Source organism: Streptomyces hygroscopicus subsp. hygroscopicus, assembly GCF_001553455.1.
Taxonomy (GTDB): Bacteria; Actinomycetota; Actinomycetes; order Streptomycetales; family Streptomycetaceae; genus Streptomyces; species Streptomyces hygroscopicus.
Genome location: NZ_BBOX01000137.1, coordinates 1 through 25,636, shown reverse-complemented (window position 1 = coordinate 25,636; position 25,636 = coordinate 1). Strand labels below are relative to the sequence as shown.

The following is a 25,636-nucleotide window of genomic DNA, read 5'->3' as shown; positions in this document are numbered from 1 at the left end:
GTCACTCCCCTCCGCGCGCCAGGTCGGTCTCGTCCGCCGCGCCCGCCGCGCCCGTGACCGTCCACGGGAAGTCGGCGGCGCCCGGGAAGAGGATCGGCACGCGCAGTCTCACGGTGGCCTTGTAGACCGAGCCGTCGCCGCCCGCGCAGTCGATGTCGGCGGTCCAGGAGCCGGGGATGTCCTTGCGCGCCGCCTCCTGGCAGGCGCCCGCGCCCTCGGCGGCGCCCGCGCGGGCGCCCTTGTCGGCCGAGTTGCCCGCCAGCGAGTACGTGTAGCCGACCAGCACCGCCTGCCAGATGACCACGAGCACGATGAGCGCCAGCGGCAGGACGCCGAGGAACTCGACCGTCACCTGGCCGCGGTCGCCCCGCTTGCGGAGGAAGCGGCCGGCGGGGGGCGACGGGGCGGTCTCGCCCCGCGCGTCGGTGCCGTCGCCCCCGCTCCGCTCCGCCGTCCCCCCGCCGCCCGCCTCTATGGCGTGGCGCCGCCGCAACCCCGGCAGTGTGCGCTCGCCGCCCTGGGCCGCGTGGCCGCCCCGGTGGCTAGCGCGGCGCCCGCCGCCCGGGGGCGCCGCGTCCACCAGGCCCAGCTCACCGGCCAGCCCCCACAGCGCCTGTTTGACGGCCGACTTGGCGTCCAGGTCCTGCATCCGGCCGGCGTCGACGGCGGGTTGCAGCTCCTTGAAGCCTGCCGGGATCGCGGTGCGCGCCACGGTGGTCCCGGTGGCCCGCTGGACCAGCTGCGGCTGGATCTCCGCGCTGCGGGTGTGCCGGTTGACCACGGTCACGGTCTCCTCCGCCTTGCGGATCTGGAGCCGGTCCCAGAGCCGGACCATGCGCTTGGCGGCGCGCACCGCGACCACGTCCGGGGTGGTCACCAGCAGCGCGGTGTCCGCGATCTCCACGGCGGCGGCTCCCGCGGAGGTCATCTGCGTACCGCAGTCGACGACCACGAGGTCGAAGCGCGACCGCAACGCGCCGATGACCTGCCGGGCGGTCCGGTCGGTCACCTCCTCGCCGCGCTCCCCCTCGCCCGGCGCGAGCAGCAGCCCCAGCCCGGTCTGGTGGGTGAACACCGCGTCCTGGAGCACCCGTGGCGAGATGTCGCTGATCTGCGCCAGATCGGCGATCGAGCGCCGGAACTGGACATCGAGGTACGAGGCGATGTCCCCGGACTGGAGGTCCATGTCGACGAGGGCGACCTTGCGGCCGGCGGCCCGTGCGGCGAGCGCGAGCTGGACGGCGGTCACGGTGGTGCCGACCCCGCCCTTGGCGCCCGCGACCGCGACCAGCTTGCCGCCGGGTCCGGCGGCGAACGGGTCGCCGCCGCCCCCGAGGTGGCGCCGCACGCCCGTCGCCCACTGGGCGGCGCCCTGGACGCGGCCGGCCAGCTCGTCGTACGACAGCGGTATCCCGACGACGCCGCGGGCGCCGGCGTCCATGGCGGCCGAGTACAGCGCGGGGCCCGCGTCGGCGGTCACCAGCACCACGCCCACCGCCGGGAAGCGCAGCGCGATCTCGCGGATCAGCTCCAGCGCGGGGGCCGGTCCGATGCGTTCGTGGACGAGGACGACCTCGGGCAGTTCCTCCAGGGAGGCGGCGGCCAGCGAGGCGAGGGTGTCGAGCAGCAGGGTCGAGTCACCGACGGGTGCCGACGGTTCGACACCGGGCAGCTGGCCGAGCAGCCCGCCGAGGGAGCGGGTCGCGTCGGGGTCGCCGACGGCCGGCAGAATCCTGATCGTCACCGCGGCACCTCCTCACTCATTTGTCGCCGTCGAGGGTGTAGGTGCGGTCGCCCCGCTCTGTCGAGGAGCCTCCGCCGGGGGCGACCAGCGCCAGCCGCACATGGGAGGCGAAGGACTCGGCGTACGCCACGCGCTGCGCGTTCTTGGTGTCGAGCGCGAAGGTGATGGGCACGGCCTGGTCGATCCGCCGCTTGTCGTCGCGGTCCGGCTCCAGGGCGGTGATCTTGCCGAGGTCGAGCACCTCGGCGCCCGCGACGATCAGCTTGGAGACCGGCTCCTCGCCCCGGGTGCCGCCGTCGAAGGTCGCGTAGATGTTGACCTTCGCGCCCGGGGTGATCTTGCCCGCGACCCCGGTCGCCGCGTCGATCATGATGGCGATCTCCTGCTGGCCGGGCTTCAGGGCGGGCCGGTCCACGATCATGTCGCGCTGCAGCAGCGACCCCTTGGACAGCTGGGTCACCGCGATCTTCCCGCGTAGCTCGGCGAGATCGGTGACCGCGGTGGAGGGCACGTAGCGCTCGGGCATGGAGACCTTCTCGAACTCCCCCGGGTCCAGCGCCTTGTACGGCTTGACGTCCGAGGTGAGCTTGTACGCGGTGGTCTCGGGGCCGACCTTCGACTCCACGTCGTCGATGACGGAGAGCACTCCGGCGAAGGCGCCGACGGCGCACAGGACCGACAGGAGCAGCAGGATGACTCCGCGGCGCTGGCGTGAATTCATGGGACGCACAACCTCGTTCGGGGACGTTACCGGCTGGTCAGGGCGGGACGTGGGGACGTGAGCAGTGCGGGGATCTCGTCGCCGCGCGCCACCGGGCAGGAGCAGAAGGCACAGCGGTCACCGATGAGTTCGAAGCCGCACCAGTGGCATTCCTCTCTCCGCACGGAGGCCACGAGCTGGTAGAGGACCGAGAGGTCGGGGATGGCCGCGGCGAACTCGATCAGCTTCGGGGTGCCCCACCAGCGCGCCGACTCGGGCGGCAGCGGCACCTCCTCCAGCCCCCGTACGCCCCAGGCGGGGGCGAGGGCGCCGGTGACCCAGTCGTCGTGCCGGCCCGCGCCGCCGACCCCGTGTCCATGGCTGGTCAGCTGGCCCCGGGCGACGGTCATGGCGGTGGCGTATCCGGGGGCGGGCAGGTCCGCCGGGCCGCCGGCCCTGACCAGCCGCGGGGTGGGGTGGGCGAGCACCCCGAACTGGGCGCCGGGCATCCAGGACTTGACGTGCGAGGTGAGGCTGACCGGGACCCGGTCCAGCCGGGCGACGCTGCCCAGGAGCGCGCCCGCGTGGATGTAGTGGGAGAGCAGCCGGGCGGCGCAGGCCAGGACGCCGGGACTGAGGTCCGATATGGACAGCTGGCGCAGCTGACGGGCCAGCACGGCGACGGCCAGCGGCGGGAGTTCGAGCGGCAGCAGCGCCATCCGGTCGCTCTCCAGGACGGAGCGCACGGTGTGCAGTCTGCGGACCACGGCCGCGGGGGTCGCGGCGGGGTAGAGCACGACGAGGTAGCCCTGCTGGTCGAGGAGGGTCGCGGCCTCGGCGGCCGCGTCGTCGAGCGACTGTGCGTCCGGCGAGCGGAGCACTACGGCCGACGGGGTCTGTCCGTCGGGCGGCGGAAGCACCAGCTCCCGGCCGGTGACTGCTATCGCGGTGGGCACGTCGGCTACCCCGTCTCACATCGGCGCCGAGCGGCGGCGGCCGCAGGTCGTTACTGCCCCTGTCCTGGTGCATCGTCACTTTATCCACGAAAGCCGCGGGAGAGAACAGTTCCTCTGGGTTACTCACCCCGCTCCGTACCGTAAGTCCGCGCATCCCCTTGACAACACGATTGGTCTGGACCACTTTACGTTCATACGGTGGCCACCGTCCGCAAGCTCCTCCTTTCCCCCGGCTTTCCATCGGTTTTCCCCGGCTTTGCAACCGGTGTTCCCCCGGTTTTCCACCGGCTTTCCACCGGCTTTCCACCGGCATTCCCCCACGGAGGCAGTCATGGACCGCGCCCCACACCCCCACCCCACCCGGCTCAGACGCCGGTTCGCCCGGCTGACCGGCGCGTTCGCCGCCACCGCGCTGGGCGCCACCGCCCTCGTCGCCCTCGGCGGCACCCCCGCCGGCGCCGCCGCCGCCAACCTCGCCCAGAACCCCGGGTTCGAGTCCGGACTCAGCGGCTGGACCTGCTCGGCCGGCAGCGGCAGCACGGTCGCGAGCCCCGTGCACGGCGGTTCGGCCGCGCTCAAGGCCACCCCGGCGGGCACGGACAACGCCCGCTGCGCCCAGACCGTCGCCGTCCGGCCCAACTCCTCGTACACGCTGACCGCCTGGGTCCAGGGCAGCTATGTGTACCTGGGCGCGAGCGGCACCGGCACCACCGACGTCTCCACCTGGACGCCCTCCGCGAGCGGCTGGCAGCAGCTCAGCACGTCCTTCACCACCGGCGCGAACACCACCTCGGTGACCGTCTACACCCACGGCTGGTACGGCCAGCCCGCCTACTACGCCGACGACATCAGCCTGACCGGCCCCGGCGGCGACCCCGGCAACCCCGGCGACCCCGTGCCGGGCGCGCCGAGCGGCCTCAAGACCGGCGCCGTCACCTCGTCCTCCATCGCCCTGTCCTGGTCCCCGGTCACCGGCGCGACCGGCTACCACGTCTACCGCGACGGCTCCCGGGTGCAGTCGGTCAGCGGCACCTCGGCGACCGTGACCGGGCTCACGCCGTCCACCTCGTACCGGTTCGAGGTCACCGCCACCAACGCGGCGGGCGAGTCGCCCCGGTCGTCCGCCGTCACCGGCACGACCTCGGCCGGGAGCGGCGGGGGTGGCGGCGGCACCGTGCCCCGGCACGCCGTCACCGGCTACTGGCAGAACTTCGACAACGGCGCGGCCGTGCAGAAGCTGCGCGACGTCCAGGACCAGTACGACATCATCGCGGTCGCCTTCGCGGACGCCACCGGCACCCCGGGAGCGGTCGACTTCACCCTCGACCCCGCCGTCGGCTACGGCAGCGAGCAGCAGTTCAAGGACGACATCAAGGCCAAGCAGGCGGCCGGGAAGTCCGTCGTGATCTCGATCGGCGGCCAGAACGGCACGGTGTCGGTCAACGACGCGGCGTCCGCGAACAACTTCGCCGACTCCGTCTACGCCCTGATGCGGGAGTACGGCTTCAACGGCGTCGACATCGACCTGGAGAACGGCCTCAACGCCACCTACATGACCCAGGCGCTGCGCGCGCTGTCGGCGAAGGCCGGGTCCGGGCTGGTGATCACCATGGCCCCGCAGACCATCGACATGCAGTCCACGTCCAACGGCTACTTCCAGACGGCGCTGAACATCAAGGACATCCTGACCGTCGTCAACATGCAGTACTACAACAGCGGTTCGATGCTGGGCTGTGACGGCAAGGTCTACTCCCAGGGCTCGGTCGACTTCCTCACCGCCCTGGCCTGCATCCAGCTGGAGGGCGGTCTGTCCCCGTCCCAGGTCGGCCTCGGCGTGCCCGCCTCGACGCGCGGCGCGGGCAGCGGCTACGTCTCCCCGGCGATCGTGAACAACGCGCTGGACTGCCTGGCCCGCGGCACCAACTGCGGTTCCTTCAAGCCGGCCAGGACCTATCCGGAGCTGCGCGGCGCGATGACCTGGTCCACCAACTGGGACGCCACCGCGGGCAACGCGTGGTCCGGCGCGGTGGGCCCCAAGGTCCACGGGCTGCCGTAGCGTGACGCGGCCCCTTCCGCGGAAGGGGCGAGGGGGCCGGGGCGCAAGCGTTCCGGCCCCCTCATCCGCATTTTTCACCCTCCCGTACCGGGGAGATGGCGCGTGGGGTTGACAACCGCATTGGTCTGGACCACCTTATACGCACGCCACAGGGGCCCCTGAACGCGCACTGGCACCACCTCCCCCACATTTCCCCCCACGTACGGAGGCTGTCGTGGTACGCGCACAGTTCACCAAGCGGCTGATCGGAGCCGCCGCAGTCGTCGCCCTCGCCACCGGAGGGCTGATATCCGCCGGTACGGCCAACGCGGCCGAGGAGCACCCCGCCGCCGGGCACGGCGCCGCCGCCGTCCCCGAGCACGCCGTCACCGGCTACTGGCAGAACTTCGACAACGGCGCGACGAAGCAGAAGCTCTCGGACGTCCCGGACGACTACGACATCATCGCGGTCGCCTTCGCGGACGCCACCGGCTCCCCCGGAGCGGTCGACTTCAAGCTCGACCCCGCCACCGGCTACGGCGACGAGCAGCAGTTCAAGGACGACATCAAGGCCAAGCAGGCGGCCGGGAAGTCCGTGATCATCTCCGTCGGCGGCGAGAAGGGCACCATCTCGGTCAGCGACGACGCCTCGGCGGATGCCTTCGCCTCCTCCATCACCGGCCTGATGGACGAGTACGGCTTCGACGGCGTCGACATCGACCTGGAGAACGGCGTCAACTCCACCTACATGACCAAGGCCCTCAAGGCCATCCACGACAAGAAGAGCGATGTCGTGGTCACCATGGCGCCGCAGACGATCGACATGCAGTCGGCGTCCACCGAGTACTTCAAGACCGCCCTGGGGATCAAGGACTTCCTGACGGTGGTCAACATGCAGTACTACAACAGCGGCTCCATGCAGGGCTGTGACGGCAAGGTCTACTCCCAGGGCTCGGTCGACTTCCTCACCGCCCTCGCCTGCATCCAGCTCGAGAACGGCCTCGACGCCTCCCAGGTCGGCATCGGCGTCCCCGCCTCCACCAGCGGCGCCGGCTCCGGCTACGTCGAGCCGGGCGTCGTCAACGACGCCCTCGACTGCCTCGCCAAGGGCACCGGCTGCGGCTCCTTCAAGCCGTCCAAGACCTACCCCGGCATTCGCGGCGCGATGACCTGGTCCACCAACTGGGACGCGGCCAATGGGAACGCCTGGTCGAAGTCGGTCGGCGCACACGTCCACGGCCTGTAGGACGCCGCCCCCGAGACCGGCACGGCGGTCCGGCGTGCGCCGGTGCGCCCCGCTTGCGGCAAGCGGGGCGCACCGGCGCACTGGCGTTCAGGGGTACAGGCGTTCGTCAGGGCTTGGGCAGCGCACACCCCGCCAGGTTCAGGTCGATCTTGTTGCCGGTGGTCACGCACTTGGTGATGCCGTAGGTCTGCTGGGCGTAGTTGATGCCCTTGCGCACCGTCACCGTGCCGCTCTGGTCCACCTCGCACGGGTTGTTCAGGGTGCAGCGGCCGCCGTCCTCGTTGCCCGTGTTGTTCACGGCCACGACCTTGCCGGACGCCGAGTCGACGACGGGAGAGCCCGACGTTCCGCCGATCGTGTTACAGGCGGAGGTGTAGCGGGCCGAATCCTTCCAGGTCCACTCCCCTTCCTTAAGACGATAGACAAATCCGTCGATATTGCAGGAGTAGATCTTCTTCCAGTAGCCGGAGACGACATTGATGGCGGAGCCCTGGGTCGGGTGGCTGTCCGACAGTTGCAGCGCCTTGATGCCGTACGCCGACTGGATCTGGGCGTATGTGGACGTCAGCTGGTACAGCGAGATGTCGGTGTCGGTCATCGTGGCGTACGCGATCTTGCTGGCCCGTACCGTGCCGGCGCTGCCGCCGGAAGCGGTCAGCAGGGTGAAGCTCCGGCTGGACGGCTGGTTGACGATCACCTCTCCGGCACCGGGGAAGCCGCTCTCCAGGCAGTGGCCGTTGGAGAGGACGAGCGCGGGGTCGCTGTCGACCGAGCCCGGCGTCCGGACGACGGAGCCGGAACAGTTGCTGAGCGCCACCGTGCCCGCGAAGTTCACGGCCTTCGGGGCCTTGGCGGTGGACGCGGCCGCGGGGGACGCGGCCGTCGCGGGCGCCGCGCCCGCGCCCACGAGGGTCGCGCCGCCCAGTAACAGGGCCGAGAGCGCACCGACGAGAGATCTGTGCATGCGAGGGGTTCCTTCCTCGATGGGAGGTGCCTCCGATGAGAGGTGCCTTCGGCTTCGACCATTTCCCACCCTTGCGCATGTCATGCGCATGGCCGAACACTGGCGCAGCAGTCGCTCGCCCTTCACCGTTCCTCATTAGTGAGAAGGAGTGAGTCTTGTACCCACACCTGGTCACTACGGACATCCCGAACGGTTTTGGGTGTCCTGGTTGCCCGCTTTCTCTCCGTGTCCGGCGGCACGCATCGTGTGCGTGGTCCTGGAATGCGGGGGCGGGTTCCCTCACGCACAGGAGCCTCCACACCGGCCTGGACGGTCCGATGCCCCTGCACATCACTCTGGTGTGCAGGGGGCGGTGCCGTCCGTCGCCGGATCGGATGCCCTTGGGCGCGTCGCCCGATCGCGATGCTGGCGGCATCGTGACGGGTCGTCTTACGGTTCTTGGTGGTGAGCGGCTTTTGCCAGTGCTGGGCGCCCCACTTCGAGGTGTAGGCCGGGTCCACAGCGATGATGGTTATTCCGGTGGAGTCGGCCATGGACGTGAGCCGGGCGCGGAGCCTGCCGGTGGGCATACCGGAGATCAACTGGCGGAAGCGCTTCCTACGCCCGTGCTTCTCCCGCGTCTTCTCGGCGGTGAAGTCGAGATCTTCGACGGCGATGGCTTTGACGCCGCAGGTCTTGGCCCAGTTCAGCAGCCGGGACAGGGCGTGGCGGACGTGGGCGTCGCGGTGGTCGGCCGAACCGGACAGGTCGTAGAAGAATCGGCGCGGATGACCGATGGGGTTGCCGTGAGTATCCAGGCGCCAGGCGGCGAGGTGATCGGCGTTGGTGTCCACGCCGATCACTCCGTCGGCGAGTGCGTCATCGAGCGGGATCGTCTTGGCGACGGGGAACGTCCAGGACGCGGTGAGGTACCAGCGTCCGCGTTGCACGTCGTAGTGGATGCGGTAGGCAACAGCCCGGTTCGCGGCGACGCGGTCGGCCCACTCTGTGCCCCGGTGAGGAAAGCGGACCTTCGCGGCGAGGACGTACCGGCCGTGCCCCGCGTTCGCCTGCTCGGCAAGGGGGAACGGGAGCTTGATGCTCACTTCGCCCTCGGGCGTGACGCGGATCGTCTCGTTCCCGAACCTCTTGCCGGACTCGCCATCGGCCTGGAGGAACCAGCGCTCCGCCTCCCATCGCTCACGCCACTTGGCCTCAGTGAGCCCCGCCTTGCCGAGGTTGTGACGCGCTTTCAACAGACGTTTCCCGCCCCGCGACACACGCACGACACCGGCTTCACGGTCGGCGCTGACGGAGACGAGCCGGTCTTCGAGTGCGTGCAGGCGGCGTGTCTTGTGGAACCACTCGTGCGCCGACCGGTAGCCGCCGGGCGAATGCCTGGTTCCTCTCTCGCCGATCGGCAGGGAAAGACGGCGTTGAAGCGTCCCGATGCTCGCTTCAAGAGACTGGACGTACGCCGACTGCCCGCGCCGGACAAGCGCCCACTGATCGTGCGTGGCCTTCGTGATGCTGCCCGCCCATCGGGACGACGAGGCGGCCGTCAATTCCCGCTTCCGGGCCGCCCAGGTCCGAGCGGAGTGCTCCAGACCGTCAACGCAACGCGCTTTGAGGTCCTTCGAAGCGAGCGAGCCCAGGTGCGCACCCACCAGCGTCAGGACATTCTCATCCTCGGGCGTGAGCGTCTTCAGTCGGGCACGGATCGCCACACCACAAGGCCCGGACGCGACGAACGGCGCCGCTACCTTCCGCCGCCCACCCATTCTCCTCACCCCCGCCCGATACCGAAGATCCGTCATCCCGCACAACGAGCCTCCCCCGGGGAGGTCACGCATTCGATGCAAGAACTCCCGTTCCACCGAATCCGCCCACCGTCACCGCAGCACTCACTCCCGCACGCTCCAACACGCCCGTGCACTGTCAATTAGCAGCAGTTCCACCCCCCAAGGAGATGTCATGCGACGTCGCATCAGCGGTAGACGGGCCACCGCCCTCACCGCCCTGCTCACCCTCGCACTCGCCGCACCCATGGCAGCTCAGGCCGATGATCCCGCTCCACGGCCCGGCACCGGCCGCACCGCATCACCCACTGCCCAGGGCGCCGACGAGACCGTGCGACAGTACGAGGTCTCCGGCCCCGCCACCCCGGCCGCTCGCGCCGCCGTCGCGGCCACCGGAGTCTCCATCGACGAGGTGGACGCCCGCTCCCTGGTCGTCACCGCCGACCCGGCGCAGGCCACGCGGCTGCGGGCGCTCGGCTACCGGCTCACCGCGCTGCCGGGCCCGCCCGACCGGAGCGCGGGCAGGGCCGCGAGGCCCTTCGACTTCCCCCCGGCCGACGCGAAGTACCACACCTACGCCGAGGCCAACGCCGAGATCAACGCGGCGGTCGCCAAGTACCCGTCCATCCTCAGCAAGCGGGTCATCGGAAAGTCGTACGAGGGCCGTGACATCGTCGCCCTGAAGATCAGCGACAACGTGGCCACCGACGAGAACGAACCCGAGGTCCTCTTCACTGCCCATCAGCACGCGCGGGAACACCTGACCGTGGAGATGGCCCTCTACCTGGTGCGGCAGTTCACCGAGGGCTACGGCAGCGACCCCCGGATCACCAGCGCGGTCAACGGCCGGGAGATCTGGATCATCCCGGATGTGAACCCGGACGGCGGCGAATACGACATCGCCACCGGCTCCTACCGCAGCTGGCGCAAGAACCGCCAGCCCAACTCCGGCTCCTCCTCCATCGGGACCGACCTCAACCGCAACTGGAACTTCAAATGGGGCTGCTGCGGCGGCTCCTCCGGCTCCCCCGGCTCCGAGACCTACCGCGGCGCCCGCGCCGAATCCGCCCCCGAGGTGAAGGTCGTCGCCGACTTCGCCCGCAGCCGCGTCGTCGGCGGCAAGCAGCAGATCAAGGCCGCGATCGACTTCCACACCTACAGCGAACTGGTGCTGTGGCCGTTCGGGTGGACGTACGACGAAACCACCACCGGCATGACGCGGGACGACTACGACGCCTTCGCCACGGTCGGCAAGAAGATGGCCGCGAGCAACGGCTACACCCCCGAGCAGTCCAGCGACCTCTACATCACCGACGGCGCGATCGACGACTACCTGTGGGGCAGTCAGAAGATCTTCGCCTACACCTTCGAGATGTACCCGACCTCCTCCGGCGCCGGCGGCTTCTACCCGCCCGACGAGGTCATCGACCGCGAGACCAGCCGCAACCGCGACGCGGTGCTCCAACTCGTGGAGAACGCGGACTGCATGTACCGGTCCATCGGCAAGGAGGCGCAGTACTGCGCCTGAGCCGAGGCCGTACGGCCCGCGAGCGCCGTCCCGGCGCGAGACCGCCGGGGCGGCGCCTGGCGCAGGGCGCCCCGCGCCCGGGGGTGTGGCGACGGTTCGGTGCCTGGACGGTGCTCAGCGTGGTCATGGACGGGCGAGGCCGAGAGGTATGTGTCGGCTTACGTGGCCGACAACGTCGCCTCGCATTCCTCGCAGCGCCGGATCGCCCGGCGCGTGGTGTTGCCCTCTGACGCGATTGCCGGGTAACTGCTGCACAAGCGGTCCCAGAGACCGGAGGGCGGATCGGGGATCCATCCCCAGCGTGGCGCCTTCACGAACTCTTCGGATACGTGGGTACATGCTCCTGGCAGATGCGCATACCGCGTGGGTGAGATCAGGATGGTGTCCGCAGGGAAGCGGCGCCATTCCTGTCTCACCTGAGATGCGGGGCGTGCCTTGGGGATGGATCCGTCGGGTGGGCAGCAGCAGCCCAGCCCGATGATGTTCTCGCAGCGTTCGCAGCGCACTTCCTTGGCGGTCACACGCCATCCTCACGTCGTGTTGGTGTCAACCCGGTAGATGATTTTGCCGTCGAATTCGGCGAAGCCGAGGGATTTGTAGAAGGCGCGTGCACTCGGGTTGTCGTGGTCGGTCATCCACTCGACGCGGCTGCATCCGGGACGGGCGGCGGCGAGGGCCTGGAGTTCGTTCATGAGCCGTGCCCCGACGCCTTGCCTGCGCAGGGTGTCGCGGACGTAGAGCTCCTTGAGGAAGAGCGAGTGGGAGGAGCCTGCGGCCGGCCACAGAAACGAGTAGGCGGCGAGACCGGCAAGACCACCGGCCTCATCCTCGACGAGGAGGGCGGAGGCCATGGGCGGCGAGCCGAAGAGCGCCTCCTCCACCTGGGACTGGCGCTCCGCGAGCGGCTGGATCCGCGTCGAGCCGTAGAAGCGCTCGATCTCCTCGATCAGCTCGGCCAGAGCCTGGATGTCCCGCCTGTCGGCGGGGCGGATCGTCACGCTCATCGGTATCTCCTGTCGTACATGATCGCTTCGCTCGATTGCTTGGAACGCGGACGCAGCCGTGGCGGCACGGCTAAGGGGGCGGAGCGGCTGGTGTGTGTGCACTCCAGCCGTGATGACTCAGGGAGTCCTGGACGTGCCGGATGAGGTATTGCAGATCTGCGCAGTACACGGAGGGATTCCGGTAGCCTCGGTCGGTGCTGAAGCGATGGGGAAGGTAGCCTCCGCCGCACACCTCCACCAGCGGGCACTTCTGACACTGCTCAGCCAGCGCTGACCTGCCAATGTGTCGGTGCAGGAGCTTCGGATGACGCATGACCTCGTCGAAGGACTGGCGGAGGAGGTCGAGTCCCAGCCATGAGGCACCCTCCGCGACAGAGCGAAGGGTGTCCACGCCTTCAACCGTGCCGTTGGATTCGATGACGATGCTGGTGGGCGGGGCCAGACCGAGGGTTTCGACGGAGCCTCGCACGCCGGAGCTGAGTGCCACGATGTCCTCCAGCATCCGGATGGTGTGCTGGTACTCGGGTCGGGCCAGCCAGGCGTCGTAGACGCGGCTCATCCATCGCCCGTACTCGGGGACACTCGGGTCGCCGCGGTGCGGCGGGTTGTCGTGCGTTCCGTGCGGCAGGTTGAAGTCGATCACCGGGGGCTCGAACGACGCCAGGTAGTCGTGGACCTCAACCGGGTCATTGGCCAGGTCGACCACGGCAAGCAGGCCGGCGAACAACTGCGGCCGGGAGCGCAGTAATTCAATGCCTCGCACGGCTGAGGTGGCGCTCGACCGCGCGCCATGAGTCAACCGGTGCCGGTCATTGGCGGCCGGAGGCCCGTCGAGACTGACACCCACGACGACCCGGTACTGCTCGAAGAGGTCCAGCCATGCCTTGGTCAGCAGGGTGCCGTTGGTCTGAAGTTCGAAGCAGACCGTCGTCTCCGCAGGAATGCCGCCCCGTACGGCGCTCAGCACGTCTGCCATGTGCCGCGGTCCGACAAGCAGCGGCTCTCCGCCGTGCAGGACGACATGGACGTCCCGAAGGCCGTGCACCATGGCGTGCTCGCCGATCCGCTGGGCTGCGGCCCGGGCCACGTCCAGACCCATCCGGGCGGGCAGATGCCGTGACGTCTGGTCCTTTGAATTGAAGACGTAACAGTAGTCACAGTCGATGTTGCACCGATTGGCGACCTTGAAGATGAATGTGCGCAGTGGGGCGTAGTCCTCGGACCCTGTCATCAAGCGAGCATGCTCACAGGGGTCGGGGCCAGATGAGCGAGGCCGCGTGGGTGCCATCGCCCGTGCGGTTGGTGGCGGCCTGCTCGGCTTCCAGACGTTGCCGTACGCGAGCAGCGACGCGAGCCAGGACCGGATTGCTCTGGGCGGCCTCCGGGGCGAACGATGCTGTGCCGTGCGGCGCGGGAACGGACATGGGAGACGGCATTCAACGCTCCTCGTGGCGGGGGCACCGGAGGCTGTCACGGTGCGATGGCGATTGACATGGCAAGTCGGCTCAACGTAGCAGCCCCACCACTTACCGTGGCACGTGGAAACCGGCCACATGGCTGACTCACCGCGCTTGGGACGACAACAGCTGCTCGATCTCATCAGCCTTGTCTGGCACGCCCAACCGCCGGTACACAGTGCAGGCTTCGCGCAGCGACGGCTCAGCCTCAGCGTGCCCTGCGATCGCCCAGTCGCAGCGGCCGATGCCTTCCAACGCCCGGGCTTCCTCCAAGGGACAGCGGATGGCGCGAGCTAGATTCAGCGCCTGCTCGAAGTGGCCTCGTCCGGCTGAGGGGTCATCGTAGGCACGCAGCAGCATCCCCCAGTGGTTGCGAACCTCGGCTTCACCGCATCGGTCGCCCAGGCCACCCAGGATCTCCAGGCTGTGCTGGAACGCTTCCACCGCGCCATCGTGGTCTCGGACCAGGCCGCGGATCACACCCAGCTCGCTGAGCGCGGCGGCTTCGCCCCCGCGGCTGCCGAGATCACGGTATGTGCTGAGGGCCTCTTCCAGTAGTCGGCCCGCCTCCGCTTGGTTCCCGGACAAGCGCTCGAGCACCCCGAGATGACGGACGCTGTTGGCGCGACCAAAGCGGTCGCCGAGCTCGGTGTAGTGCTCCAGCGCCTGAGTGTGGTCTTGCCGTGCCCTGTCGAGATCACCAGTAAGCCGCCGTACCAGACCGAGTTCATTGAGGGCGTATGCCTGGTGGACTCGGTCGTCGAGCTCCCGGTACATGTCGAGCGCCTCGCGATGTCGCCGTGCGGCCAGTTCGTACTCACCCATGAGACAGTGCACGACGCCCAGATCACGTAGCGAATTCGCCTCACCGTATCGATCGTTCAGCTCGCGGTAGATCGACAGGGCCTCCGTCTGCGCTTCCACGGAGGCATCGAACTGGCTCGTCTGCCGACGCACCATGCCGAGGTCCGCGAGCGCGTTGGCCTGTCCGAATCGGTCTCCCACCGCGCGATAGAGAGCAAGGGCCTCGGTCTGAGCTCGGGTCGCCGCCTCGGTGTCGGCGGTCAGGTACCAGACGATGCCCGCCTGGTTCAGAGCGGCGGCCTTGCCCTGCCGATCGCCAACCGCCTCGTACTCCGCCACGGCCTCGTTCAGCGTCTCGGCCGCCTCGGAGTAGTCCGCCATGAAGCGCCGCACGACGCCCAGCTCGGCGAGCGCGCCGGCCAGGGCCTGCCGGTCGCCGGTCCGGCGGGCCGCGTCGGCCGCGGTCCGATGGAGCCCCACCGCTTGATCCCAGGGCCCGGCTTGCCGCAGATAGGGAGCCATTGCCGCAGCCAGGCGGATCACGAGTCCGTGCAGGTCGAGGCTGTTAGCCCGGCGGATACACGCCAAAATGTTGGGTCGTTCGTGCTCCAACCAGCCCAGAGCCGCGGCACGCGACTCCGTAGGCGGCGTCTCCTCCCTCAGAGCATCGTCCGGGACGGAGGGCACGACCGCTTCAGTGCGAACGATGTGCCTGTTCGCGCCCGAAAGAGCAGCCAGGTAGTACGTGCAGATCCGGGTCATGCTCTGAACGTCATCCATACTGACTCTCTCCCCGGTCGCGAGACCGTGGGCGTAGTCGCGTAAGAGGTCGTGGAGCTGGTATCGGCCACTCGGCTGCTCATCGATCAGGTGGTCGTCGTAGAGCGCGTCGAGATGGCGCCGCGCCTCTGCCACCGAAACCGAGCCCAGAGCGGCCCCGGCATACGCATCGAGATCCGTGCCAGGATAGTGACCGAGGATCCGGAAGAAGCGCTGCCGCTCCTGCGGGAGATCCCGGTAGGAAAGATCGAACGTCGCGGTCACCGCGCGCTCCCCGGCACGCAGCTCCCCGAGGCGGTCCCGCGCCGCCACCAACCGCTCCCGAAGGTCCTCAGCGCTCCAGGACGGATGATGCCGCAGCTTGGCCGCGAGCAGTGACACCCCCAGCGGCAGGTATCCGCACATCCGCACCAGCGCCCCGACCACGCTCCTGTCGAGGGAGTCAGTCGGCCGCCCGCTGAGCCGCACAAACAGGTCAATCGCATGATCGGGCAGCAGCGCCTCGACCGGAAGCACCACTTCCTCGTTCGCCGCCAGTCGCTTCCGGCTGGTCACCAGCACCAGACACCCGCCCCCACCAGGTAGCAGAGGCTCTAGCTGGCGATAGCTCGCCGCGTTGTCGAGGATGAGCAACGCCTTTTTGTCAGCCAGCCGGCTCCGCCACATGGCGGCCCGCGCCTGGGTGACCGCCCCCACGTCATCGCCCATGGGTATCTGCTGTGTCGGCACCCCGGTGGCCGCCAATAGGGAGGCCAGCGCCTCGGTCGCTTGCACCGGGCTCTGTCCTGGCGTGTGTCCATTCAGGTTCACGAAGAGCTGCCCGTCCGGAAACCGTTCCGAGAGGACGTGTCCGGCATGCACCGCGAAAGTGGTCTTCCCGACCCCTGGCATGCCGTCGACCACATGAACCGGGAGGGCCTCACCGCTTTCCTGCCAGACCTGCACCGATCGCATCAGCGATGCCAACTCGGCGGTCCGATCGGTAAACGCCGCAGTGTCACGTGGCAGCGACCGCAACACCAGCGCGGCCCCTGGCGGCTCCGCCTCATTCCCCGGTCGAAGCGGCGGGTCAGCTGACGGTGTCGGCGCCTGGGTATCGGACAGCGTGGCCAGTAGCGCGCTCCCGACGGCCATCACCACACCCAGCAGGACGAACGAGAACCACGCATGTTCCTGGAGCCACCCCAGCCAACCGGGCCATCGGGACTGGTCCGACACCGCGTTGGTCACAAGCCCCACGAGCATCGTCGTCACCGCGACACCGCCGGCCACGCCGGCGATCGCGATGCCCCGCCGCAGCCTCATGCCCGCGTCCCGGAGGGGCTGCCGGGACCCGTCGTACCCGCCCCACCGCTGGTGACCCACAGCAGCGCACCCACAACCGACCTGACCACGAAAGAGACCCCCGAGTCCGACTCCTCGAACTCCAAGCCGACCAGCCATGGCGGTCGCAGGTCAAGGTCGCTCCTCGCCATCGAGCCTCTTGCTGCGGTCTTCTCAGCGTCCGCTGCATCAGGGTTCTGCCGTGCGGCCAGCCTGCGGTGAACTCCCTTCCTTCGGTGGAGGTCGACCGACAGCCTCGGCCGCCGCCTGGACAGGCGACCGTGGGACAGCTCCGGAAGCGGGCGCGCGTCACGCTTCCGGAGCCGCTGGGGACACGTTCCGGCCGTCTCGGGGCGGCGGGGATGCCGAGTGGGTGGTCGGTCTTCAGTACCGCTGTCGGCCGCCCGGGTAGCGGACGGGCTGACGGCACTCGGGCGCATCGGGGGGCGGGGGCTGCTCACTGAGCGCGTAGCACAGGGCCGCGTGCAGCGACTCCGCCTCCGCGGAAGTCAGCTCCAGCTCGGCGATGGCGCAATGCTGCCCGCCATGGAGGATCTGGAGCGGCAACGCGAGTTCCCCGCCCTTCCCCCGGCGCAAGCCCCGGCCCGGAACGGGACCGATCTGCCAGTCAGTCACAGCCACCCCCTCGGGGCGCCGGGTCATCGCCTTCGCCGTACGAGGGCAGGCGGGCGCCCCGGCTCTCGGCGACCCGCAACACGTCGCGCAGCGCCTCACACAGCCGCTCCGCGAGGTAGCGGAGTTCTCGCTTGTCCGCCCTGGGGGCGTCCAGCAGCACCCGGGCGTGCCGGAGGAGTTCGGCCGCCATCGACTCCTGTACGGCCTCGATCGCGTCTGCCCGTCGGCTCAGGGGGCTGCTCCCGTCATCCGACGACAGATAACACGGCTTTCCGTCGGGGTCCGTCCACGGCAGCAGGCGCAGCCCGGTCATCGCGTCCATCCGGACACCTCCACACCGTGGATCACCGCCCGGACCCCGGCCCGATGACGGCCGGGCGGCAGTACGGCGAGAAGTGCACTCACGCATGCGAGGAACCGCCCCATAGGGTCCTTCATGTTCATCAGCTCCTGTCAGCTGGTGGGCCACGCCCTCGGGCCGGTGCACCCCGGTCGCGAGGGTCCTGCGTTTCTTCACGCTGTGTGGCGCTTTCCTCACAGAGTGGAGGGTGTTCTGGCTACGCTGCCAGGAGGGCGAGCCTGACCAGGCACCTTTCAACTCGGGGAGTCAGCCCATGAAGATGGATCGAAGGCCACGCACACCGAGGGAGAAGTACGGGGAAGAGCTGCGGCTCCGCCGCATAGCGGCCGACATGACACAGGAGGCACTGAGCGAGATCGTGGTGTGCTCGCCCACGCTGATCAGCCACTTCGAGGCGGGACGCCGGTTGCCGAGGCCGGACGACGCGACGCGGATCGACCAGGCGCTGGGGACGGACGGGTTCTTCGCGCGGTGGCTGGAGGATCTGGAGTCGAAGTTCGCCGACCACTTCGCGGTCGCGGCGGAATTGGAGCGGCAGGCGTCAGAGCTTCGGCTGTACGGACTCTCTCTCGTTCCTGGGCTGCTCCAGACCGACGCCTACGCACGTGCGGTGCTGCGCACGGCCAGCCCCAACTACCGCACCGAGGATCTTGACCGGCGCGTGGTCAACCGCGTGGAGCGTGCCCGAATTCTCGATAATCCGTTGAGTCCCGTCATGTGGACCCTGTTGGATGAGGCGGTGCTCCGGCGCCGGGTCGGTGGGCCGCATGTCATGGCGGAACAACTGCGCAAGATCTCGGACATGGCCGAGGTTGGACGTTTGCGGCTGCATGTGTTGCCGTTCGGCATCGGGGCTCACGCTCTCATCGAGAGCATGGTCACCCTCATGCGCTTCACCGATGCCGCACCCGTCGCATACGTCGAAGGTCTCCGTACGGGCAACTTGATGGACGACCCGACCCTGGTGAGCTCCTGTCAGTCGGCCTACGATCTCGCCATGGGCGATGCGGTGTCGCATGACGAATCCCTGGCCCTGATCAGGGCTATAGCGGAGGAACACGAACATGGCCAGCACTGATCACACCGTCTCCGACGCCTCTGCCCTCACCGGCTGGTTCAAGTCCAGCTACAGCGGGCCCAGCAACGGCGACTGCCTCGAAGTAGCCCGTGGCCACGCCGACATACCCGTCCGCGACAGCAAGAACCCCGACGGCCCGGCGCTCGTGTTCGAGCCGTCCGCGTGGTCGGCGTTCGTCTCCGCCGTCAAGCGCGGGGAGTTTCCCACCACCTGATCCGAAAATCACGGCCCCTGACCGGCGATGACGCCGGTCAGGGGCCGCCTGCTACGTGAGCCTGGGTCAGCCGTCGTTCTCCGCCGACGGGATGTAGGCGCCCGGCACGTCCCTCGGAGCGTAGATCTTCTTCTCACCCGGGTAGGGCTTGGCCCAGTTGTGCGTCTCGTACCACGTGAGGTGGTTCATCTGGGCGGGGGGAGCGTAGTCCGGAACGGCGTGGGGGCCGGTCAGCCGCTGCTTCGACTTCCACTGGTCCCACTGGGCGGCGACGTTCTTCATGTCCGCCGGTACCGAGGCCGACGGCACGGCCGCCGCCTTCGGGTTCTGCGCCGCGGGGGTGTCCAGGCCACAGGACGGCGGGGTCTTCACACCGTCGGTCAGCGAGACCCGGTTGGGCAGCGCGGTGAACGGCGTGAAGTCCGGGCGCTGGGTGAACGCCGAGGTCATCGGGGTGGCCGCGGTGTCCTTCTGGTTCATCGGCTGGATCCCGAGGATCTGCTCGATGGTCCGCATCATGTTGATCTGCGAGTAGTAGTGGCTGTCCACCGCGCCGTGCTTGGCCCAGGGGCTGATGATCTGGACCGGGGCACGGTGGCCGTCGACGTGGTCGAGGCCGGCCTGGGAGTCGTCCTCGACGACGAAGATCGCCGAATCCTTCCAATACTTGCTGTGCGAGATCTTGTCAACGATCTTGCCGACGGCGAGGTCGTTGTCCGCGACCTGGGCGGCACCGCTCACCGGGCCGCCGGTGTGGTCGCTGGAGAGCCAGAACATGTTCAGGTTCGCCGGACCGTTCTTCTCGAAGTCCCGCTTCCAGATCTCGGCGCGGTAGACGTCCGGGACGCTGGTGTCGAACTTCGGGAAGCCGTGCACCGACACGTCGTTGAGCGACGGGATCGGCGAGCTCGAGTTCAGCGGGTAGGCGGTGTCCTGACCGGTCGCCGCCATGTTCTTGGTGTCGCAGTACAGGTTCTGCCAGCTGGCGCCCGACGGCTTGGTGAGGAACTGCTGGAACTCACCGAAGTTCCGTACCGACTTGCGGGCCGCCTGCGCACCGGTCCAGATGAAGCCGGTCTTCTGGTGGCCGAGGGCGTCGTCCTCGGTGTCGTAGCTGCGGGTGTACTCACCGGCGGAGGACTCGGTGTACTCCGGGTTGTCGGCCTGCATCAGCCAGTTGTGGCCCTCGGCGGAGTTCGTACCGATGTCGTACGTGTTGTCGTACAGGCCGAACTGCTGGGCCAGGGCGTGCTGGTTCGGCGTGACGTTCTCGCCGTACTGGGCCAGCGACGGGTCGCCGTTGCCCTTCGGGATGTCCCCGAAGACCTGGTCGTAGGTCCGGTTCTCCTTGACGAGCAGGAAGACGTGCTTGATCGTCGAGGGGTCGCCGAGCTTGGCCGGGACCGGCACCGGCTTGGCCGGGGCGCCGTCGGACTTCTTGAGCGACTCGCCGTTCCAGCCGTTCTGCTGGAAGACCTTGCCCGTGTAGGACCTGATCACGCGGTCGTCGGGGAGGGTGAACCGCTGCACGCTCGACGTGGTGTCGTGGGTGCCGTGACCGCCGGTGGCCTTACGGCGGGCGTCGATGCCACGGGTGTTGGAGACGTACACCTGGTTGCCGGAGGTGGTGATCTCCGAGGGGAAGTAGTCCGTGGGGAGCAGGCCGACGTAAGAGACCGGCTCCTGCGCGGAGGTGTACTTGTAGACGGCGACGGCGTTGGCACGGCCGAGGGTCACCAGCAGGTGACCGTCGTCGGTGAGGGTCACCGCGTTGGGCTCGTAGCCCACCCGGGCCTTGGCCCACGGCTGGGTGGAGATGGTCTGGACGACCTTGTCCTTCGCCGTGTCGATGACCGACACGTTGTTGTCGGCGGTGTTGGTGACGAACACCACGCCGTTCTTGGCGTACACGGCGGTCGGGTGCAGACCGACCTCGATGCTGGAGACCGCGGCGTCCTGGTTCGCCAGGTCGATGACGCTGACCGTGCCGCTGGTGGTGGCGGCGGTCTTCTGGTCGGCGAGCACCTGGGTGCCGTACGAGTTGATGGTGGGCTCGCCGGGCTTGGCCGGGCGACCGCCCTCGTTGCTCACGTAGAGCTTCTTCCCGACGACGGCCATGTCGCGCGGGGCGTTGCCCACGTTCCAGCTCCGCTCGATGGTCCCGGTCGCGGCGTCGATGGCGACGACCCGGTTCTGGCCGTTGACCGCGGAGTACACGGTCTTGCCGTCGGCCGAGAACACGGCCTCGCCCACCAGGGCACGCTTCGAGCCGTCCGCCGGGACGGTGACGGTCCGCGGGCTGGAGACGCCGCCGTCCGCGTCCACGGTGAACACGGTGTAGCCGTCCGGCTGGCCCAGCCACAGCTGCTTGCCGTCGGGCGAGTACGTCGGGCCTTCCTGGCCCACGTTGTTGCTGCTGATGCGGGGGTTCGACGACGCGGCGTTGCTGACGAGTTGCTGCGTCTTCCAGTTCTTCAGATCCACGATGGCCAGGGCCGCGCCACCGTCGGTGACCGAGGCGGCCAGGTGCGTGCCGTCCGGGCTGACCGAGGACGACATGATCTTGCCCTGGTTGATGACGAGACGGTCGCCGTACGGGGCGATGTACTGGTTGCTGGAGACGACCTGGCCGTTCTCGGTGACCTGACCGACCTGGTCCGTGCCGAACTGGTGGGTCTGCCCGAGCGCCGTACCGGCGGCCACGAGGGCGACGGCGGTGGTGCCCGCCGTCAACAGCGGTATCCGGCGGCCGATGCGTCTGCTGATGAGGCTGATCCGGGCTTCCTCGGCCGGCTTGCGGCAGCGAGTTACCTGCATGGGGTGTTATCCCTTCGGGGTGGTGTCGAGCAGTTCGACGTTGCCGTCGAACTGCCACAGCGGGTTCGGTGCGTCCCCTTCGGGCGTCCGCACCAGGAAGTAGCCGTTCACTTCCTTCGGTCCATCGCCATCGGCCATGAACCGCCCGTCCGGAGTGACGTCGAGTTGGTAGATGGCCTGTCCGGAGGCCTCGACGCCGGGGAGATGCCAGGTCACGACGCAGCGCCAGTCGTTGCCCGGACCTTCCGCCGCGACCCTGGTGCTTCCCTTGCCGCACGACGCCGTGGCCTTCAACTGGGCCTCGGTGACGGCGGGCCGGTGGAGCTGGTCGGTCTGCATGCGGTACAGGTGCGCGAACGCCGTGGCGAGCGAGCGCTGCACCTTGTCCTGCTCGATTCCCGAGCCCGTCGCCGAGGTCGTCGCGGCGACGACCGCGAACGACGCGGCGGCCACCCCGACGAGCGGCAGGACCCCGACGGCGATCGCGCGGCGGCCCGAACCGTCGTGGGCCGGGTGGGTGAAGTCGCGCCGTACGAAGAGCGCATACGCCAGCGCCGTCGCGACCACGGCCCACACGAGGCCGACAGCAATGCCGATGAGCAGCGGGCCGAGTTGCCGGGGGCTGGTGAACAGACCGTTCCAGGAGATGAGGGCGTAGCTCGGCAGGGCGACGCGCACGGCCACCGGAAGCGGCAGCATCTGGGCGACCGCCATCGCGAGCGAGACCAGCACGGGCACCAGCAGCCCCATCGGGGACCGTCCCAGCGTGACCGAGCCGAGGAAGCCGAGTGCGGCGAGCGCCAGGGTCGGAGCGAGGACGCAGACCCAGGCGAGCAGGACCGAGGCGGCGGCGTCCGACGGTGCCAGGAGATGGCCGTCGAGACCGACCAGCGGCCGGTTGCCGACCGCGAGGAGGCCGCCGACGGTGCTGGAGACCGCGAGCCCGGCCACGAGCAGCAGCAGGACGGTGAGACTGGCCACCGCCTTCGCCACGAAGATCCGCCGGGGCGAGCGGACCGCGACGAGCAGATGGCGCCAGGTGCCGAGCCGGTCCTCGGAGGCGAAGACATCACCGGCCACGACCGAGGTCAGCAGCGGGAGCGCCCAGGTCCCCGCGAAACCGAGCATCACCAGCGGCCCGGCCCACCCGGAGGCGAGCATCCAGCGCCCGAAGAGGGTGTCGACGGGCAGCGTGCTCTGCTGGCCCACCCCGACGACGAAGAGGGCGGGAGCGATCCAGCAGGCGAGGACCAGCAGGCGAATTCGCCACTGGGAGACGAGCTTGACCAGCTCGAATCGACAGGCGCGGGCGACGGGGACGCGACGGCCCCCGGTCACCTGCCCGGGTTCCCGTTCCCGGCTCCGGGTGAGGGTCGCGGTCATCTGCCCGCCTCCTGCTGTTCGGTGAGGGCGAGGAACGCGGCTTCGAGCGGCGACACCACGGGAGTGAGCTCGCGCAGCGCGACGCCCCGCGCCACGAGCCGCGCCACGAGGTGGTCGAGGGCGGGCACCAGGGCGCGTACGACGAGCGGTTCGGCGTCCTGCCGCGCCCCGGCGCCGTCGACGACCTCGATCCCCGGCGCGTCGTCCGCCAGCCGGCGCGCGGCCCGCGGGTCGGAGGTGAGCAGCCGGTAGTCGAGTTCACGGTCCTCGGTGGCCAGCTTGGACAGCGGGCCGGAGAAGACGACGCGTCCGGCGGCGAGGATGGTCACCTCGGAGCACAGCGCCTCGAGGTCGTCCATGTTGTGGCTGGAGAGCACAACGGCGGTTCCGTCGGCCGCGAGCCGGCCGAGGACACCGTGTACGTGCTTCTTGCCCGCCGGGTCGAGGCCGTTGGACGGTTCGTCGAGCACGAGCAGCCGGGGCCTGGTCAGCAGGGCGGCGGCGAGCCCGAGCCGCTGGCGCATGCCGAGGGAGAAGCCGCGGGTGCGGTCGTCGGCGACGTCGGTGAGGCCGACCTCGGCGAGTACGTCGTCGATCCCCGCCGTCCGCGCGTCGTGGCCGCGGAGTGCGGCCAGCGCGGCGAGGTTCTGCCGTGGAGTGAGCGAGGGGTAGAGGGCGGGGCCGTCCACGAAGCCGGTGACACCGTCGGGAGCGTCGAGCGCCCGCTCGACCGGTGCACCCAGGACCTCCAGGCGACCGCTGTCGGCCACCGCGAGCCCCAGCAGAAGGCCGAGCAACGTCGTTTTTCCGGCGCCGTTCGGTCCGACCAGGCCGTGAATATGACCCTGCGTTACCTCGAGATCGATGCCGTCCAGAGCGACGACATCACCGAAGCTCTTCGTGATACCGCGAGCCCGGATCGCGCGGGTTTCTTCCATGGGTCCCTTCCTTCACGTGCCTGAAGGACCCTAGGAAGTGATCGTGCTGCTCACGGGGGTGGTGAGTTGAATGTATGGAGAACATAAAGAGACGTGGGCTGCGTGACGTCGCCGTGGCGGCCTGAACACGGCGCGGGACCTGAACACGGCGCGGGTCCGCGGCAGATGCCACGGACCCGCGATCCGGCCCGACGTACTGGTTCCGGCCCGACGTACTGGCCCGACGTACTGGTTCCGGCCTGACGTACTGGCCTGACGTACTAGATGACGATGCTCAGCAGCCCCGCCACCACGAACCCGGCCACCGACAGCACCGTCTCCAGGACCGTCCAGGACTTCAGCGTGTCGCTCTCGGAGATGCCGAAGTACTTCGCCACCATCCAGAAGCCGCCGTCGTTGACGTGCGAGGCGAAGATCGAGCCCGCCGAGATGGCCATGATGACCAGGGCCAGATGGGCCTGGGAGTAGTGGCCGTCGGAGAGCAGCGGGGTCACGATGCCCGCCGTCGTGACGATCGCGACCGTCGCCGAGCCCTGGGCGACCCGCAGCACCACCGAGATCAGCCAGGACAGCAGGATGACCGGCAGGCCCGCGCTGTCGAAGGCGTCGGCGAGGGCCTGGGCGACGCCGCTGCCCTTGAGGACCGCGCCGAAGACCCCGCCCGCGCCGACGACCAGCAGGATGTTGCCCACCGGCTTGAGGGAGGCGGTGGAGACGGTCTCCAGGGACTTGCGGGACCAGCCGCGCCGGATGCCCAGCAGGTAGTACGCGAGCAGCAGGGCGATCGTCAGCGCCACGAACGGGTGGCCGAAGAACTCGATGACCGAGCGGCCGGTGCTGGGGTCCAGCGCGATGGAGGAGAAGGTCGCGCAGAGGATGAGGACGAGCGGGGTGCCGATGATGGTGAGGACCGTGGCCACCGAGACCGGCCGCTCGGCCGGGGTGGCGCCGGAGGCGCGCTGCTGGGCCGCGACCGCCTCCCGGGACTCCTCGGCCGCCTCGACCATGTCCTGCGGTACGGGGACGAAGACGCGGTTGCCGATCCAGGCGGCGTAGCCCCACGCGGCCAGCACCGACGGGATGCCCACGACGATGCCCATCAGGATGACCCAGCCCAGATCGACGTGGAGCAGTCCGGCCGCGGCCACCGGGCCGGGGTGCGGCGGCAGGAAGGCGTGGGTCATGGACAGGCCCGCGAGCAGCGGCATCGCGTAGAGCAGGATCGATTTGCCGCTGCGCTTGGCGGCCGCGTAGACGATCGGCGCGAGGACGAAGATGCCGACGTCGAAGAAGACCGGTATGCCGAAGATCAGGCCGGTCAGTCCCATCGCGAGCGGCGCCCGCCGCTCCCCGAAGAGGCCGAGCAGCCGGGCACTGAGCGCCTCCGCGCCGCCGGAGACCTCGAGGATCGCGCCGAGCATCGTGCCCAGGCCGATGATGATCGCGATATGGCCGAGGATGCCGCCCATACCGGATTCGATGAGCGAGACGGCGTCGGACTTCTGGACCGTGCCGAAGAGTTCGGTGACGGAGAGACCGGCGGCCAGGCCCACCACGATGGAGACGCCGAGCAGCGCCACGAAGGGCTGCAGCCGGACCTTGATGATCAGGTAGAGCAGTAGCGCGATACCGAGGGCGGCGACGGTCAGCAGACCGGTGGTACCGGGGATGAGCGCGAGCAGACCACCGGTGTGGGGTGGCGTCTCGGGGGCGGGGGCGGCCGCGAACAGCATGGGGGACTCCGGAATGTGGGTAGGGGGCATCGCCGCACGGCGGTGGGCCGCGCGCTGGGGGAACCTGGATGCGGGGGATCAGAAGCTCGGACTTCCGGCGGCGGGGACGGGGAGGACGAGTCGGGGCGTGTCGGGTCTGGTCGGGGCGCGTTGGGCC

At 69.3% G+C, this 25,636-nt stretch carries 21 protein-coding genes; 5 read left to right on the top strand and 16 right to left on the bottom strand.

Annotated elements, in window-relative coordinates; translation table 11 throughout:
* Position 1: 1 nt before the first annotated feature.
* The 3 genes from AXW62_RS16095 to AXW62_RS16085 are packed head-to-tail and all read right to left on the bottom strand — an operon-like array spanning position 2 to position 3,400.
* Positions 2-1,744 (bottom strand): CpaE/TadZ family protein, encoded by a 1,743-nt coding sequence (locus tag AXW62_RS16095; RefSeq protein WP_060945164.1) that lies wholly within the window; start codon positions 1,742-1,744, stop codon positions 2-4.
* Between the two features lie 16 nt (positions 1,745-1,760).
* A complete protein-coding gene (gene cpaB / locus AXW62_RS16090; protein ID WP_030822381.1) occupies positions 1,761-2,465 on the bottom strand; it encodes a Flp pilus assembly protein CpaB in 705 nt (234 codons plus the stop codon).
* Between the two features lie 26 nt (positions 2,466-2,491).
* Positions 2,492-3,400, bottom strand: a complete 909-nt coding sequence (locus tag AXW62_RS16085) for a hypothetical protein (RefSeq protein ID WP_060945163.1) — start codon at positions 3,398-3,400, stop codon at positions 2,492-2,494.
* 331 nt (positions 3,401-3,731) lie between these two features.
* Between AXW62_RS16085 and AXW62_RS16080 the strand changes: the two genes are divergently transcribed.
* Together AXW62_RS16080 and AXW62_RS16075 are read left to right on the top strand one after the other, a co-directional pair.
* Entirely contained in the window at positions 3,732-5,456 is a 1,725-nt protein-coding gene (locus AXW62_RS16080; protein ID WP_060945162.1) for a chitinase, read from the top strand.
* A gap of 214 nt (positions 5,457-5,670) precedes the next feature.
* Positions 5,671-6,681 (top strand): chitinase, encoded by a 1,011-nt coding sequence (locus tag AXW62_RS16075; RefSeq protein ID WP_060945161.1) that lies wholly within the window; start codon positions 5,671-5,673, stop codon positions 6,679-6,681.
* A gap of 106 nt (positions 6,682-6,787) precedes the next feature.
* Here AXW62_RS16075 and AXW62_RS16070 read toward each other — a convergent pair whose 3' ends face one another.
* Together AXW62_RS16070 and AXW62_RS16065 are read right to left on the bottom strand one after the other, a co-directional pair.
* Entirely contained in the window at positions 6,788-7,645 is an 858-nt protein-coding gene (locus tag AXW62_RS16070) for a S1 family peptidase (protein WP_060945160.1), read from the bottom strand.
* 122 nt (positions 7,646-7,767) lie between these two features.
* The gene (locus AXW62_RS16065) at positions 7,768-9,405 is read right to left on the bottom strand and encodes an IS200/IS605 family element transposase accessory protein TnpB (RefSeq protein WP_060945159.1); all 1,638 of its coding nucleotides are present in this window, start codon (positions 9,403-9,405) and stop codon (positions 7,768-7,770) included.
* Between the two features lie 193 nt (positions 9,406-9,598).
* On the opposite strand from AXW62_RS16065, the gene AXW62_RS16060 reads away from it, so the two are divergent.
* A complete protein-coding gene (locus tag AXW62_RS16060) occupies positions 9,599-10,951 on the top strand; it encodes a M14 family metallopeptidase (protein WP_060945158.1) in 1,353 nt (450 codons plus the stop codon).
* A gap of 158 nt (positions 10,952-11,109) precedes the next feature.
* On the opposite strand, the gene AXW62_RS41030 is transcribed toward AXW62_RS16060, so the two are convergent.
* The 7 genes from AXW62_RS41030 to AXW62_RS16035 all read right to left on the bottom strand — a co-directional run bounded on the left by AXW62_RS41030 (position 11,110) and on the right by AXW62_RS16035 (position 17,277).
* On the bottom strand, positions 11,110-11,472 hold the full coding sequence (locus AXW62_RS41030) for a hypothetical protein (protein ID WP_214516860.1): 363 nt from the start codon (positions 11,470-11,472) through the stop codon (positions 11,110-11,112).
* Positions 11,473-11,481: 9 nt separating this feature from the next.
* On the bottom strand, positions 11,482-11,955 hold the full coding sequence (haaN, locus tag AXW62_RS16055) for a cyclophane-containing RiPP N-acetyltransferase HaaN (protein ID WP_060945157.1): 474 nt from the start codon (positions 11,953-11,955) through the stop codon (positions 11,482-11,484).
* A 70-nt stretch (positions 11,956-12,025) separates the two neighbouring features.
* Positions 12,026-13,186, bottom strand: coding sequence for an FxsB family cyclophane-forming radical SAM/SPASM peptide maturase (locus AXW62_RS16050; protein ID WP_060945156.1), 1,161 nt, complete (start codon positions 13,184-13,186; stop codon positions 12,026-12,028).
* A gap of 13 nt (positions 13,187-13,199) precedes the next feature.
* A complete protein-coding gene (gene haaA / locus AXW62_RS41025) occupies positions 13,200-13,391 on the bottom strand; it encodes a HaaA family cyclophane-containing RiPP peptide (RefSeq protein ID WP_079115648.1) in 192 nt (63 codons plus the stop codon).
* Between the two features lie 126 nt (positions 13,392-13,517).
* On the bottom strand, positions 13,518-16,301 hold the full coding sequence (gene haaT / locus AXW62_RS16045; RefSeq protein WP_174556398.1) for a cyclophane-containing RiPP biosynthesis TPR protein HaaT: 2,784 nt from the start codon (positions 16,299-16,301) through the stop codon (positions 13,518-13,520).
* Between the two features lie 402 nt (positions 16,302-16,703).
* Positions 16,704-16,955, bottom strand: coding sequence for a hypothetical protein (locus AXW62_RS16040; protein WP_244502775.1), 252 nt, complete (start codon positions 16,953-16,955; stop codon positions 16,704-16,706).
* A complete protein-coding gene (locus AXW62_RS16035) occupies positions 16,948-17,277 on the bottom strand; it encodes a hypothetical protein (protein ID WP_060945154.1) in 330 nt (109 codons plus the stop codon). The genes AXW62_RS16040 and AXW62_RS16035 overlap by 8 nt, the downstream gene beginning before the upstream one ends.
* 292 nt (positions 17,278-17,569) lie before the next feature.
* On the opposite strand from AXW62_RS16035, the gene AXW62_RS16030 reads away from it, so the two are divergent.
* Both AXW62_RS16030 and AXW62_RS16025 read left to right on the top strand, forming a co-directional pair.
* Entirely contained in the window at positions 17,570-18,394 is an 825-nt protein-coding gene (locus tag AXW62_RS16030) for a helix-turn-helix domain-containing protein (protein ID WP_060945153.1), read from the top strand.
* Positions 18,381-18,608: a DUF397 domain-containing protein gene (locus AXW62_RS16025; RefSeq protein ID WP_060945152.1), complete on the top strand. Its 228-nt coding sequence runs from the start codon at positions 18,381-18,383 to the stop codon at positions 18,606-18,608. The genes AXW62_RS16030 and AXW62_RS16025 overlap by 14 nt, the downstream gene beginning before the upstream one ends.
* 66 nt (positions 18,609-18,674) lie before the next feature.
* Here AXW62_RS16025 and AXW62_RS16020 read toward each other — a convergent pair whose 3' ends face one another.
* The 4 genes from AXW62_RS16020 to AXW62_RS16005 form a co-directional block, all read right to left on the bottom strand.
* Positions 18,675-21,425 carry an alkaline phosphatase family protein gene (locus tag AXW62_RS16020; protein ID WP_060945151.1) on the bottom strand — a complete coding sequence of 917 codons (2,751 nt, stop codon included), beginning with the start codon at positions 21,423-21,425 and terminating at the stop codon, positions 18,675-18,677.
* Between the two features lie 6 nt (positions 21,426-21,431).
* Positions 21,432-22,808 (bottom strand): ABC-2 transporter permease family protein, encoded by a 1,377-nt coding sequence (locus AXW62_RS16015; protein ID WP_060945150.1) that lies wholly within the window; start codon positions 22,806-22,808, stop codon positions 21,432-21,434.
* Positions 22,805-23,746, bottom strand: a complete 942-nt coding sequence (locus AXW62_RS16010; protein WP_060945149.1) for an ABC transporter ATP-binding protein — start codon at positions 23,744-23,746, stop codon at positions 22,805-22,807. Before AXW62_RS16010 ends, AXW62_RS16015 begins: the two co-directional genes overlap by 4 nt.
* Positions 23,747-24,006: 260 nt before the next feature.
* On the bottom strand, positions 24,007-25,479 hold the full coding sequence (locus tag AXW62_RS16005; protein ID WP_060945148.1) for a GntP family permease: 1,473 nt from the start codon (positions 25,477-25,479) through the stop codon (positions 24,007-24,009).
* Between the last annotated feature and the right edge of the window lie 157 nt (positions 25,480-25,636).